The sequence below is a fragment of the Peribacillus sp. P4_B1 genome, from assembly GCF_056402395.1.
The window spans coordinates 18,190-30,050 of the sequence record NZ_JBFUHM010000054.1; the positions used below are offsets into that span (position 1 = coordinate 18,190).

The 11,861-nt window shown below is 38.6% G+C and carries 15 protein-coding genes; 10 read left to right on the plus strand and 5 right to left on the minus strand.

Annotated features, from left to right (window positions below):
• Positions 1-64 precede the first annotated feature (64 nt).
• Positions 65-1,255 carry an alanyl-tRNA editing protein gene (locus AC1DVK_RS22375; RefSeq protein ID WP_477627409.1) on the minus strand — a complete coding sequence of 397 codons (1,191 nt, stop codon included), beginning with the start codon at positions 1,253-1,255 and terminating at the stop codon, positions 65-67.
• Positions 1,256-1,372: 117 nt separating this feature from the next.
• Here AC1DVK_RS22375 and AC1DVK_RS22380 point away from each other — a divergent pair, with 117 nt between their 5' ends.
• From AC1DVK_RS22380 to AC1DVK_RS22400, 5 genes are all read left to right on the plus strand, one after another.
• Positions 1,373-1,510: a histidine kinase dimerization/phospho-acceptor domain-containing protein gene (locus tag AC1DVK_RS22380; RefSeq protein ID WP_410860886.1), complete on the plus strand. Its 138-nt coding sequence runs from the start codon at positions 1,373-1,375 to the stop codon at positions 1,508-1,510.
• Positions 1,507-1,785 carry a histidine kinase gene (locus tag AC1DVK_RS22385; protein WP_477627410.1) on the plus strand — a complete coding sequence of 93 codons (279 nt, stop codon included), beginning with the start codon at positions 1,507-1,509 and terminating at the stop codon, positions 1,783-1,785. The genes AC1DVK_RS22380 and AC1DVK_RS22385 overlap by 4 nt, the downstream gene beginning before the upstream one ends.
• A gap of 40 nt (positions 1,786-1,825) precedes the next feature.
• On the plus strand, positions 1,826-2,074 hold the full coding sequence (locus AC1DVK_RS22390) for an ATP-binding protein (protein ID WP_477627416.1): 249 nt from the start codon (positions 1,826-1,828) through the stop codon (positions 2,072-2,074).
• Positions 2,075-2,151: 77 nt separating this feature from the next.
• Complete coding sequence (locus tag AC1DVK_RS22395) at positions 2,152-2,373, plus strand: response regulator (RefSeq protein WP_477627411.1); 222 nt, start codon at positions 2,152-2,154, stop codon at positions 2,371-2,373.
• Between the two features lie 294 nt (positions 2,374-2,667).
• Positions 2,668-3,540 (plus strand): CvfB family protein, encoded by an 873-nt coding sequence (locus AC1DVK_RS22400; RefSeq protein ID WP_410860881.1) that lies wholly within the window; start codon positions 2,668-2,670, stop codon positions 3,538-3,540.
• A gap of 48 nt (positions 3,541-3,588) precedes the next feature.
• On the opposite strand, the gene AC1DVK_RS22405 is transcribed toward AC1DVK_RS22400, so the two are convergent.
• Genes AC1DVK_RS22405 through AC1DVK_RS22415 form a run of 3 tightly spaced genes read right to left on the minus strand, consistent with a single transcriptional unit; the run spans position 3,589 to position 4,671 of the window.
• Positions 3,589-4,158, minus strand: coding sequence for a manganese catalase family protein (locus AC1DVK_RS22405; protein ID WP_061463490.1), 570 nt, complete (start codon positions 4,156-4,158; stop codon positions 3,589-3,591).
• Positions 4,159-4,170: 12 nt separating this feature from the next.
• A complete protein-coding gene (locus tag AC1DVK_RS22410) occupies positions 4,171-4,437 on the minus strand; it encodes a spore coat protein CotJB (protein WP_061463489.1) in 267 nt (88 codons plus the stop codon).
• On the minus strand, positions 4,438-4,671 hold the full coding sequence (locus AC1DVK_RS22415; protein ID WP_061463488.1) for a spore coat associated protein CotJA: 234 nt from the start codon (positions 4,669-4,671) through the stop codon (positions 4,438-4,440).
• 257 nt (positions 4,672-4,928) lie between these two features.
• Between AC1DVK_RS22415 and AC1DVK_RS22420 the strand changes: the two genes are divergently transcribed.
• The 4 genes from AC1DVK_RS22420 to AC1DVK_RS22435 all read left to right on the plus strand — a co-directional run bounded on the left by AC1DVK_RS22420 (position 4,929) and on the right by AC1DVK_RS22435 (position 9,507).
• Positions 4,929-5,834 carry a LysM peptidoglycan-binding domain-containing protein gene (locus tag AC1DVK_RS22420; protein WP_477627412.1) on the plus strand — a complete coding sequence of 302 codons (906 nt, stop codon included), beginning with the start codon at positions 4,929-4,931 and terminating at the stop codon, positions 5,832-5,834.
• 156 nt (positions 5,835-5,990) lie between these two features.
• Positions 5,991-8,114, plus strand: a complete 2,124-nt coding sequence (recQ, locus tag AC1DVK_RS22425; protein ID WP_477627413.1) for a DNA helicase RecQ — start codon at positions 5,991-5,993, stop codon at positions 8,112-8,114.
• Positions 8,115-8,245: 131 nt separating this feature from the next.
• On the plus strand, positions 8,246-8,452 hold the full coding sequence (locus AC1DVK_RS22430; RefSeq protein ID WP_061463486.1) for a cold-inducible protein YdjO-related protein: 207 nt from the start codon (positions 8,246-8,248) through the stop codon (positions 8,450-8,452).
• A gap of 860 nt (positions 8,453-9,312) precedes the next feature.
• On the plus strand, positions 9,313-9,507 hold the full coding sequence (locus AC1DVK_RS22435) for a cold-shock protein (protein WP_034307294.1): 195 nt from the start codon (positions 9,313-9,315) through the stop codon (positions 9,505-9,507).
• Between the two features lie 87 nt (positions 9,508-9,594).
• Here AC1DVK_RS22435 and AC1DVK_RS22440 read toward each other — a convergent pair whose 3' ends face one another.
• The gene (locus tag AC1DVK_RS22440) at positions 9,595-10,503 is read right to left on the minus strand and encodes a YitT family protein (protein WP_061463485.1); all 909 of its coding nucleotides are present in this window, start codon (positions 10,501-10,503) and stop codon (positions 9,595-9,597) included.
• A gap of 381 nt (positions 10,504-10,884) precedes the next feature.
• Here AC1DVK_RS22440 and AC1DVK_RS22445 point away from each other — a divergent pair.
• On the plus strand, positions 10,885-11,861 hold a 977-nt coding region (locus AC1DVK_RS22445), incomplete at its 3' end, for a PAS domain-containing protein (protein WP_477627414.1).

The following is an 11,861-nucleotide window of genomic DNA, read 5'->3' on the forward strand; positions in this document are numbered from 1 at the left end:
CTAATTCTGAAAAAAATAAATTCTGTGTTCTTCACGAATGGGCATTATCCATATCGCAGAGGTTTTATTCACCTGAATTTTGGCTAAATCTTTCAACTGTGTATTGGTAAAATGCCATTAGGTCATTTTGTGACGCAAAACCTGCTTGTGCAGTCTGTTCGCTCCCTCCGCCTTTCCCATTATACGAACTGAGTTCAGCTTTAAAATATTTTCCGCAATGTAAGGGGAAGGACCCACTGTGCGAAAGAATCACCTTTTGCTCCTTACGTGATGCTAATAATACGGTAACCTTTTCCTTTTTTACAATCGTACCTGCAAGGTAAAGCAGATCTTTCATTGGGCTATCTTCGAATATATGAGAGATGAATCCCTCTGCATTTTCTGCAATCAAAGAGTCAGCAAGAAAGTTTGCATTTTCAAGTTTTAAGTTTTCATTTACCGATAGTAGCTTGTTATAGTCATTCTCCAGTTTCTCCACCCTATTCAATATCTCTGTACGTCCGGTATTGAATTTATTCGATAAGGCTGAAAGAATACCAAGACTTTCGGAAAATTCGTTCAATGCCCTGAAGCCGCACTTAAAATAGAGGCGGGTATTATCTTTCTGCTTCTCCGTTTTGAAAATCTTTATTAAGCCTATCTCACCGGTTCGAGCTACATGGGTTCCGCCGCAAGGGTTATACTCAATCCCTTCTATTTCAACAATACGGATATTTTCGGACACAGTAGGCATTTTAACGACAGGAAGTGTCTGTAATTGCTCCTTTGTCACGTAATATGCATGTATTTCGCGATTCTCAATAATATATTGATTAGCCTGCTTTTCAACTGCCGCCGTATGTACTTCAGTCCATTTAAATTCGGACGTTATATCGATCGTTAAATAATCCTTTCCAAGATGAAAGCTGACCGTATTCGAGTCAAACAGTTCGACACAGACTGCAGAGAGTAAATGCTGGCCGCTATGCTGTTGCATATGATCGAAGCGGCGGGGCCAATCCAGCTCACAGTGAACTATCTCTGAACTTGGCCGTCTCTCAGTCTTATGAAGGATCTTCCCATCATTGCTTTTTATAATATCCAGAACAGTGATTCCTTCTATTTTGCCAGTATCTGAAGGCTGTCCGCCCCCTTCTGGATAAAAAGCGGTTTCTTCAAGAGTGATGTAGTAAAAGCCATTTTCTTCAACGGACTCCCGGATATTGGTATCCCATTCGGAAGTCATGGTGGACGTGTAATACAATTTTTTTGTCATGAATGTTTTCTTTTTCCTTTCAGTTAATCAATAAATTATATCACCGAAATACCTAAGTATGAAATTATGGGAGTAAAAGCTTAACCGGCTAATTATGACTAAGGTTTTGGGACAATTTTGGTTTATCGTGATATTGCAAAAGAAGATGAAGTGGATCAAATGAAGTCCGAATTTGTCAGTACAGTTAGTCATGAATTAAGAACACCGCTTGCAAGCGTCCATGGTTTTACCGAATTGATGCTGACAAACCCATGAAATCCGAAAGACAGACAAAATATGTACAGACAATCTACAATGAAGCAAGAAGACTTACCGCACTTATCAATGATTTCCTGGGTGTTCAAAGGATGGAGTCCGGTAAACAGATATATGAAAAAAATGTAGAAATCATACCATTAATTCAAAAAGTAATTGAACATTTAGAAATAAATACAGTACAACATGATATCCGACTCAAAATCGAAACCAAGGATATAATGATCTTAGGTGATCACTTAAAAATCGAACAAGGCTTTTCCAACCTTTTTTAGCAATTCAATCAAATATTCGCCGGATGGGGGCAGGGTCTCTATCCGTGCATATAGCTGGGACGATATGCTTTTCATTGATATCAAGGATGAGGGGCTTGGCATCCCAAAAGAATCACTGCCGCATTTATTCCAGAAATTTTATAGGGTCGATAATTCAGATCGCCGGATGATTGGGGGAACTGGCCTTGGATTAGCCATTGTTGATGAAGTCATAAAGTCACACGGCGGATATGTTACGGTGTTTTCTCAATTACGGACATGGAAGTACATTTACCATATCATTAGCTAGAGTAACCCAGATAGAAGTGGGTCTCAACAATGATGGACAGTCAAGAATACTGAGCTATGATATTATGGTCATTGAAGATGATAATAACTTTGGCGGAACTGCTCAAATATGATTTGATGGAAAGTGGCTTCCACGTTAGCTATTTTAATAGTGGAAGAAAGGCATTTCAAAAGCTAAAAACCTCACCTCCGGATGCCATTGTACTAGATATCCTTCTTGAAGAGGGAGAAATGGACGGCTGGGCAATCCTGAGGGAGTTAAAGGATCTAGTGACTAGAATGAGCTTCCCGTTTTTGTAACGACGGACTTGATGAAAGGGAAAAGGGTATTTCATTGGGATTTAAGGGTTTTTTAGTTAAACCATATAAACCGAGGCAATTATCCAAAGTAATTATGCATACCTTGTTCAGTAATGGTAACAAAGGCAGATTCTGGTCCATGTGATGCCTTCCACGAAGATGACATGGGTTAAAAAATAAAAAACCGTAATGGGTATACAGAACAACAAAAAAATGATAAATTCAAATATGTTGGAAAAATAAATAATTGGGTACAATTGTAGGTAAAGGTAAGTTACAGGAGGATTTATATACATGCAAAAAATTCAGGCCGGTTTGGCTGTAGAGTTAGAAGTGGAACGTAAGGCTGATTTCGGATGGTTTTTAACTGATGGTTCAGAAGATGTCTTACTTCATCATAGTGAAATGAATGAAGGAACGGAACTTGAGCTTGGTGATGAAGTTACTGTGTTCATCTACCACGATAAACAAGCAAGGCTAACAGCCACAATGAAGATTCCCGAAATTCAGATTGATCAGTATGGTTGGGCGGAAGTTGTCAATGTGAAAAGGAAACTTGGTGTTTTTGTGAACATCGGCCTTTCCAAAGATATACTTGTATCCCTTGATGACCTACCGAATATTGATCGTTTATGGCCTGAGATTGGTGATCGTCTATATGTATCCCTTAAGACAGATCGCAATGACCGCCTGTTTGGTAAACTTGCTACGGAGGATGTAATCCAGGAGATTGCTGTAAAAGCTCCTTTAAAAGGAGTCCGTAACACCACTGTTAAGGGAAATGTCTATCGTTTGCTTATGGTTGGGTCTTTCTTTGTTTCCGAAGAAGGATATCGCTGCTTCATTCACGAAAGTGAACGCAAGGAGGAGCCACGTCTTGGTGAATTAGTTGAAGGGCGCGTCATTGATAGTAAAGAAGATGGAACGCTAAACGTTTCTTTATTTCCCTTTAAACAAGATTTAATGGGGGAAGATGCTGATGTCATTTTCACTTATTTAATGAATCGTGGCGGTGCTATGCCTTATGGTGACAAAACACCACCTGATGATATCCAGTTTCACTTCGGTTTAAGCAAGGGAGCGTTCAAACGTGCTCTCGGCAAACTGATGAAAGAAGAGAAGATTTACCAGGAAGATGGATGGACATATTCTTCAGACCGTAAATGACAAAAAGGCAGCGGAAGCTTTTCCGTTGCCTTTTCTATTTGAATTTTATTAAAAAAACTTTTTTTTCCCTTTGTCCTCTTTTAGGATTTCTACAGCTTCCCTGAACCTCATGGAATGTACAATCTCTCTTTCCCTTAAAAATCTTAGTGAATCATTGATATCCGGGTCATCTGAGATGTCAATCAACCATTGATAGGTTGCACGAGCTTTCTCTTCAGCGGCAATATCTTCATATAAATCAGCAATAGGATCGCCTTTAGCTTGGATATATGTGGCTGTCCATGGATCGCCTGCTGCATTTTGATAGAAAAGTGCACCATCATGATTCGCATAATGTTCGCCAAGACCTGCTGCAACCATCTGCTGTGGTGTGGCGTCCTTTGTAAGCTTATAAACCATGGTGGCAATCATTTCTAGGTGAGCGAATTCTTCTGTTCCGATATCCGTAAGTAATCCGATGACTTTATCGGGTATTGTATATCGTTGATTTAAGTAACGGAGTGCTGCAGCCAATTCACCATCAGCCCCTCCGTATTGTTCTATTAAATATTTTGCCAATCTAGGATTACAGTCTCTTACTTTAACTGGATATTGCAGTTTCTTTTCATACACCCACATAGATATCTCTCCTTATACCTGCCAGGGCCAAGGGCCTTGGCCCCATTCCCATTTATTTTCACCGCCTGGACTGTTTCCAAAACCCAATAAGGGACCGTATTTAGGCTCAAAAACCGATTTCAATTGTTTGGAATATTCATGAAATTGATTGAATTGCTGTAATGCTTGCTGGTCATTAGGATGTGTATCCAAATAATGAGTCAACTCGACAAGTACGAAATCCGCAGCCTGTATTTGTTCAAGCAGCTGATAATATTCATCATCCAGTTTCTTATTCATTTACGTCTCCCTTTCCCGATATGGATTATCATAGAAATCATAAAAGAACTTCCAAAGTGTACCGTATTTCAAAGCTTCCTCCGGTGTGAACTGCTCCAAATTCGGCGGTTGAAAATTAATATACAAATTAGGAGGTGTCCTGAAATACTTTCTCCCAATAGGCGGGCACGGATCGAATTTACTATGGAAAGGTTTGTATGATTTAACTAAGGTAAAAGTCTTTTCGCGAGTCAAAAAAATACCTCCTTTGTATAGATGTAGCCTCTAATTATTATGCTTGGGTAATACATAATATGACTCCATTAGTATGATGTGGGAGATAGCTGGGAAAAGATGTGTTTTCAGAATATTAAAACACCTTGTTATAGTCCCGTTATCTTCCTGTGATGTTTGTCATCTATTCTTTATCTGTTTGTTCTTTGTATAGAAAAAAACTATGTTAAGATTGAACTCGTTAGCTTATAAAGCAGCTCACAAGGAGGTAACAACATATGAAAAAATCAATCTTATCGTTAGCGGCAGCGGCTGCAATATCCGGTGCTTTCACAATTCCGGTTCATGCAGAAGATGTCAAAGTGAAAGATGGAGACACATTATGGGGGATATCTCAAACATATAAAGTATCAATAGAAGATATTAAGTCTTGGAACGATTTGTCTTCAGACATGATTTATGCCGGAGGAACCTTACATATTTCTCAAGAAGAGCATTATAAAGTCAAGTCAGGAGACACATTATCGGAAATTGCAGACAAATATGATGTAGCAGTAAATGATATTAAATCCTGGAACGGTTTAAATTCAGATACAATCCATCCTGATCAAGAATTGGTCATTAAACCAGCGGCTAACAAAGTCGAAGCGGCGAGTGTTGGGCCTGAGCAAAAATCAGAGCAAGCTGCACCAGCAGAACAATCAAAGCCAGCAGAACAATCAAAGCCAGTTGAACAATCAAAGCCAGTTGAACAATCAAAGCCAGAAGAACAATCAAAGCCAGTTGAACAGTCAAAGCCAGAAGAACAATCAAAGCCAGTTGAACAGTCAAAGCCAGCAGAACAATCGGAACCAGCTGAAACAAACAATGAATCCAAGGATCAAGCAGGAATTAAAAAAGAGATAACTGTTAGAGCAACTGCCTATACGGCTGATTGTCAAGGCTGCAGCGGTACAACAGCCACAGGGGTCGACTTGAAAGCTAATCCAGATGCTAAAGTAATTTCCGTGGACCCTTCAGTCATTCCACTTGGATCGAAAGTTTATATAGAGGGTTATGGCTACGCAACGGCAGCAGATACGGGCAGTGCTATCAAAGGAAATAGAGTGGACATTTTTATACCTAACGAAAAGGATGCCGTGAATTGGGGCGTTAAAAACGTTAAATTGCAAGTCTTGAATTAATTCATCCATGCAAAACATGTTTATATATCGAAAAGAGTAGACACGGAGATTTAATGTGTCTACTCTTTTTGTCCTTTTGGTTCACGGGAAAAGCAGGTACAATGAAAGAAATAGATCCTTACCGATCCTTACAAGGTAAATAGGAGGAGTAGTAAATTGATGGAAAAAGCACGTGAATATTTACAGGAATATTTTGGTTATGAGTCATTCCGAAAAGGTCAGGAACAGATTATCGAACAGGTGTTGGGAGGAATAAACACAGCGGGAATCATGCCTACTGGCGGAGGTAAATCAATATGTTACCAAATCCCGGCCCTCTTGTTACCTGGTGTAACACTCGTGATATCCCCACTTATTTCCTTGATGAAGGACCAAGTAGATGCCCTCGAACAAAACGGGATTGATGCCACATTTCTTAATAGCTCCATTTCGGGGTTAGAATCATCCAATAGAATGAACGATATTAAGCAAGGAAGATATAAGTTGGTTTATGTGGCACCGGAACGTTTGGAAAATGCTGCATTTCAACAGGATTTATTTAATGTGGACATTTCATTGGTGGCCATTGATGAAGCCCATTGCATATCTCAATGGGGCCATGACTTCAGACCAAGCTATTTAAAAATCAAGACCTTATTGAAAAACATGCCATCAGCTCCTACTGTACTGGCATTAACGGCAACAGCCACACCGCATGTAACCGATGATATTTGTCAGTCGCTCGGAATATCAGGGCAGCATACAATATCAACGGGATTTTCAAGAGATAACTTGTTCTTTTCCGTTGTGAAAGAAGAAAACCGCGGACGTTTTTTAATGCGCTATATAGAGAAAAACAAGAATGAGTCGGGTATCATATATGCAGCCACTAGGAAAGAAGTCGATTCGTTGCATGCCAAGCTTAATAAAGCCGGATTCAAGACAGGTCGATACCATGCTGGCATGAATGAACAAGACCGTTCGGAACAGCAAGACCAATTCATTCGTGATGACGTTCCTTTAATGGTAGCGACATCTGCATTTGGGATGGGAATCGATAAGTCTAATGTCAGATACGTCATTCATTACCAAACTCCAAAGAACATGGAGAGTTATTATCAGGAAGCAGGTCGTGCAGGAAGGGATGGTTTGGAGAGTGAATGCATCCTTTTGTATTCCCCCCAGGATATGCAGATTCAGCGTTTTCTGATTGATCAATCAAACCCTTCCCAGGAGTGGCAATCACAGGAATTGAAGAAGTTGAACAAAATGAAGGATTATTGTTTTACTGAAGGGTGTTTGCAAGCCTTCATTCTTCAATACTTTGGAGAGGAAAATCCTGAGGATTGCGGTCATTGTGAAAATTGTACAGATAAACGTGACTCTATTGAAGTAACTACACAAGCACAGATGGTCCTTTCATGCATGTTGCGAATGGGTGAGCGATTCGGTAAAACGATGATCTCCCAAGTGCTTACGGGATCACGAAATAAGAAAATTGAAGAGTTCGGCTTTCAGAAGCTTTCCACCTATGGAATCATCAATAATCAATCTGCAAAGGATGTAGGTGATTTCATTGATTTCCTTACAGCAAAACAGTATATCGAAATGACCGGGGGCCAATTTCCAGTCCTTAAAGTGACCAATGCTGGAAGGGAAGTGCTATTGGGACAGAAAAAGGTCCTGCGTAAGGAAATAAAAAAAGTAAGCAGCATCAGTGTAGATCATGGGTTATTCAATGAGTTGAGACAGTTAAGAAAAGAATTGGCAGGTAAGGAAAATGTACCACCATTCATTATTTTTTCCGATGCATCTTTGAAAGATATGGCCGTCAAACTGCCGAAAACAGAACAGGAATTCCTAGAAGTAAAAGGGGTGGGCACCCAGAAGTTCGAACGCTTCGGCGCCGTGTTCCTAGAAGGAATTTCCCATTATGTACAGGCACATCCTGAATTAGAAACGAATATAATGGTTACAAAGGAAGCAGTAAAGAGAAGCAATACGCCATCACATTTAGAAAGCTATCGCTTATATCAGGAAGGCAAATCAATCAAGGAAATCGGGACAATGAGAGGTCTGTCTTCTCTTTCAATTGAAAATCATTTATTAAAGTGTGCAGAGGAACATTTGGATATCAAATGGGAAGGGATTTTCTCGGATAAAGAGTATGACCTTGTATTGGAAACTGCGAAACAATTGGATTCTGAAAAACTAAAACCGCTAAAAGAAGCCTTACCTGAGCACTTTTCCTACTTTATGATTAAAGCGATCTTGGTTAAAGCAGGATTGGAAAACGCATAGGTGATTAGGCTTTTGGAATATTTTTTCAATGAATAAATAAGAATTTGGTTTAATGCGTATACTAGGAATGATAAAAAGGTGGATTTCGCGCCCTTAATCAGAGTCTTTATATAAAAAAGAGGAGGTTGCTCATGTATTTTGGTAAAAAGAATTCAGAGGAACCAGAAATCGTTATGGAAGATACGATAGTATATGCGTGCGGATCAGCAGATTGTAATGGTTGGATGAGAAAAGATTTTGCATCGGAAAACTATGATTGCCCAATGTGCGGTAGTCAATTAGTCGAGGAAGTCAGGGAACTCCCAAAAATTGAAAATGAGTATAATGCATTTAAATAAAAGAGGTGAATTATGCCTCTTTATTTTTTTTGCTTGAAAGAAATATGCCAGAGTGAGAGTACAATCTGGTTTAATGCTTTACATATATAAATATATATGATAAGATATAATTTCAKTGTTGTTAAGAAAACGCTGGAGGGTAATTTAAAGTAACATTTTTATTAATAAAATAATTTTCCATCATTTTCATGATGGAGTAGAAACAAGTTAAACACATCTAGAAAAATGAAATACATCTTATTACCAAGTATTTTCCTCGATCCATTTCTGTTCTTCATTAACTTACTTCTATGTACCATTTATCTTTTGGAATTTAATTTTCCCAATTGGAATTACGGACGGTTTTAATTAATAAACATGTACTTACAAGCTTTTATCTGATTCTCGCAGGCACGGTCTAGGAACCGTATGGATGGGAGAGAGGCAGGGCTTTCATTGTTTTAGGTTTTGGCACTAAAATTACTCTCATGCTCGATTCGCTTTGAATTGTTTATCCGATCGAGCAGGAAGAACCATATGGAATGGATTCTTGAACAGCGCAGTCTCTATTATCTTGAAGGGTAAGTCAGGGGCTGTGTTTCATTTAATGAGATTTAAGGAATCATTTCTACTTTAGAATCTTTACTCAAATATAAAAAGCATATATATGATATAATGGTTACTGAGATATTAAAAATTCATGTCGTAATCTTAAGTTCTTTCCACTCGGAAAATTTGGGTGTAATGAACAATAATCAATGGTTAAGCGAATGGGTATTTACTCACTATTTAGATTAATCGCCATCTATTCTTCTTTTATCTTTATGGCTTGTGATCTGTTATGCATGACGAAGTCAATTCAATTCTAAGGAGTGAGATACATGTATAGAAGAAATAATACGGAAGAAATCATTCCTGAAGAAACAAAGGTGTGGGAATGTACATCAGAAGATTGCAAAGGTTGGATTCGCGATAACTTTACAAGTAATGATGAACACGTTTGTCCGTTATGTAGCAGCGAGATGAAACCCGGCACCAGAATGCTTCAAGCAATCAACAATCCAAGAAACTATTAAGACTGTATAAAAAAAGCTGAAGGGGATTATCCCTTCAGCTTTTTTTATCTTTTTGCCAATTGTTTGAAGCAAAAAGCAGGTGAATGATTAGTGAATATCTTTTTTCTTGAATCGGCCGCCCCGAACTTCCGCGATATCCCCTACGGCAAGAAATGCAGAAGGGTCAAAGCTTTTGACTATATCTTTAAGTTTAGCTTCCTCAAGCCTGTTTATTACACAAAAGATGACTTTTTTATCATCACCAGAATAAGCACCTTCGCCAGCTAAAAATGTTACGCCGCGTCCAAGGCGATTCATTATGGCGTCGCCGATATCACCAAATTCATCACTGATAATCCAAACAAATTTGGACTCATCCAAACCAGCGATGACGATATCCATCGTTTTATAAGCTACGAAGTAAGCTATGATCGAATACATGGCGCGATCCCATGAGAAAACGAAGCCTGCACTGCCAAGGATGAATAAATTAAAAAACATGACGATCTCCCCAACGGAAAAAGGGATCTTCTTGCTAGCGAGTATAGCAAGTATTTCTGTACCATCCAATGAGCCGCCATATCGAATGACCATTCCAACACCAATGCCAAGAATCATTCCGCCAAAAGCGGATGCTAGGAGGATATCTTGAGTGAAAGCTGGTACGTGATGAAGCAATGCAGTGGTAATAGAAAGGACTAAAATCCCATACAGAGTAGATAATGCGAAGGTTTTTCCAATTTGTTTATAACCGATAAAAAAGAAAGGAAGATTCAAAACGAAAAGAAAAATACCAAGTTTCCATCCCGTAATGTAAGACAACATAATCGATATTCCCGTTATGCCTCCGTCGATTACGTTATTCGGCACTAAAAAAATCTCGAGGCCGACAGCCATTAAAACGGCACCGATCGTAATTAAAAGTCCTCTTTGTAATATTTGTCTCAGTGTTAATTTTTTATGCTGGGTCTTCTTGTGCATAATTTCTGTTGTACTTGCACCTGCCAGGTCTGACATAATCATGCCCCCCCACTCCCTTCTCTCTATATACGTTCTATTTAATTATAAACCTATAGGTATAATTAAATAAAGAAATTAACATTCTTAATTAATATATTTCTGAATAATTCTTTTTGTTATTCTTGAGTATGTCATGCGATGATGAAGCAGGTTGTGAATGCTTGTCATTATCATGTATTTTTATTTTACTCTATACAAAAGAATAGTATTTCTCATTTTATTGAATTTATGAAAAAAACTCCATTTTCATGTGATGTGTGGGACACCAAAGATTTAGTGTGTAAATATATAGGAATAAGGAAATAAAAAACCTTGGAGGTACTATGAATTTCCATTACAATATAGGAGAATAGAACGGTAGAGGTGATCAAGAAAAAAATGGGACAATCAATTGTGGCATCAAATCCTGTCCTCTTTATGATTGCGGTACTTTTGTTAATAATGGCGTGTTATACGGCGTTGGATTTACTGACATCGTTACTGACGACCGAGAAATATAAACGCCTATTGTATATAGGGAGCAGCTGCTCTATGGGAGTGGCTATTTGGATGCTTAACTTTGTTGTCATATTAACCCTTGATAATTCTGGGGTGGCAGCATTCAACTTTTTTACAATAATTTTTTCATTAGTTTTAGCGATTGCTCTCGCAGGGGTTGGGTTATTGGCGATATCATATAAAACACAAATACTGCAAATCGTTTTTTGCGGTTTCATGTTCACTATGGCAATATTGTCCAATTATATTATGGGAACGTCTTCTTTAAACCACTCTTTGCAATTTAGCATATTGTTGGTCGCCAGTACGCTTTTCAGTGTCTTTAGTTTATTTGTAGCAGCCCTGGCAATATTATTTTATTTTAATAAATTAAGTCAATCCTCACTAAAGCCAGTCAGTACCCTCATGATGAGCGGGGCAATCATTGAAGGGTACTATCTTTTTTTGAGAGTGTTACCGATGGATGGTAAAAATGTAACAGGTGAATTTGTTCCGCTCACTCCTTTTATGCTTTATCTAACTTGCTTTATCTCATTGTTCATCCTTGCCWGCTTGATTGCTTCAAGCACGATCGTAGGCCGGAGGTTGGCAAGAAGTGATAATACTGTGAGCGATATCCGTTATGCTTTAGATCAATCGGCGATCGTCGCCATCACGGATGCAAAAGGAATCATTACATATGTTAACGAAAAATTCCTGGAAATATCTCAATATGAAGAACATGAACTAATAGGGAAAAACCATTCCATCATCAATTCGGGTTATCATGCAAAAGAATTTTTCACTGACTTATGGCTAACGATCAGCCAGGGCAAAACATGGAATGGTGAAATATGCAATCGGGCTAAAGATGGTGA

Excerpts from the sequence above, each read along its gene's own strand:
- AC1DVK_RS22375 (WP_477627409.1), bottom strand. The coding sequence starts at position 1,255 with ATGACAAAAAAATTGTATTACACGTCCACCATGACTTCCGAATGGGAT.
- AC1DVK_RS22385 (WP_477627410.1), top strand. The coding sequence starts at position 1,507 with ATGAAATCCGAAAGACAGACAAAATATGTACAGACAATCTACAATGAA.
- AC1DVK_RS22395 (WP_477627411.1), top strand. The coding sequence starts at position 2,152 with ATGATAATAACTTTGGCGGAACTGCTCAAATATGATTTGATGGAAAGT.
- AC1DVK_RS22400 (WP_410860881.1), top strand. The coding sequence starts at position 2,668 with ATGCAAAAAATTCAGGCCGGTTTGGCTGTAGAGTTAGAAGTGGAACGT.
- AC1DVK_RS22405 (WP_061463490.1), bottom strand. The coding sequence starts at position 4,158 with ATGTGGGTGTATGAAAAGAAACTGCAATATCCAGTTAAAGTAAGAGAC.
- AC1DVK_RS22410 (WP_061463489.1), bottom strand. The coding sequence starts at position 4,437 with ATGAATAAGAAACTGGATGATGAATATTATCAGCTGCTTGAACAAATA.
- AC1DVK_RS22420 (WP_477627412.1), top strand. The coding sequence starts at position 4,929 with ATGAAAAAATCAATCTTATCGTTAGCGGCAGCGGCTGCAATATCCGGT.
- AC1DVK_RS22430 (WP_061463486.1), top strand. The coding sequence starts at position 8,246 with ATGTATTTTGGTAAAAAGAATTCAGAGGAACCAGAAATCGTTATGGAA.
- AC1DVK_RS22435 (WP_034307294.1), top strand. The coding sequence starts at position 9,313 with ATGTATAGAAGAAATAATACGGAAGAAATCATTCCTGAAGAAACAAAG.
- AC1DVK_RS22440 (WP_061463485.1), bottom strand. The coding sequence starts at position 10,503 with ATGTCAGACCTGGCAGGTGCAAGTACAACAGAAATTATGCACAAGAAG.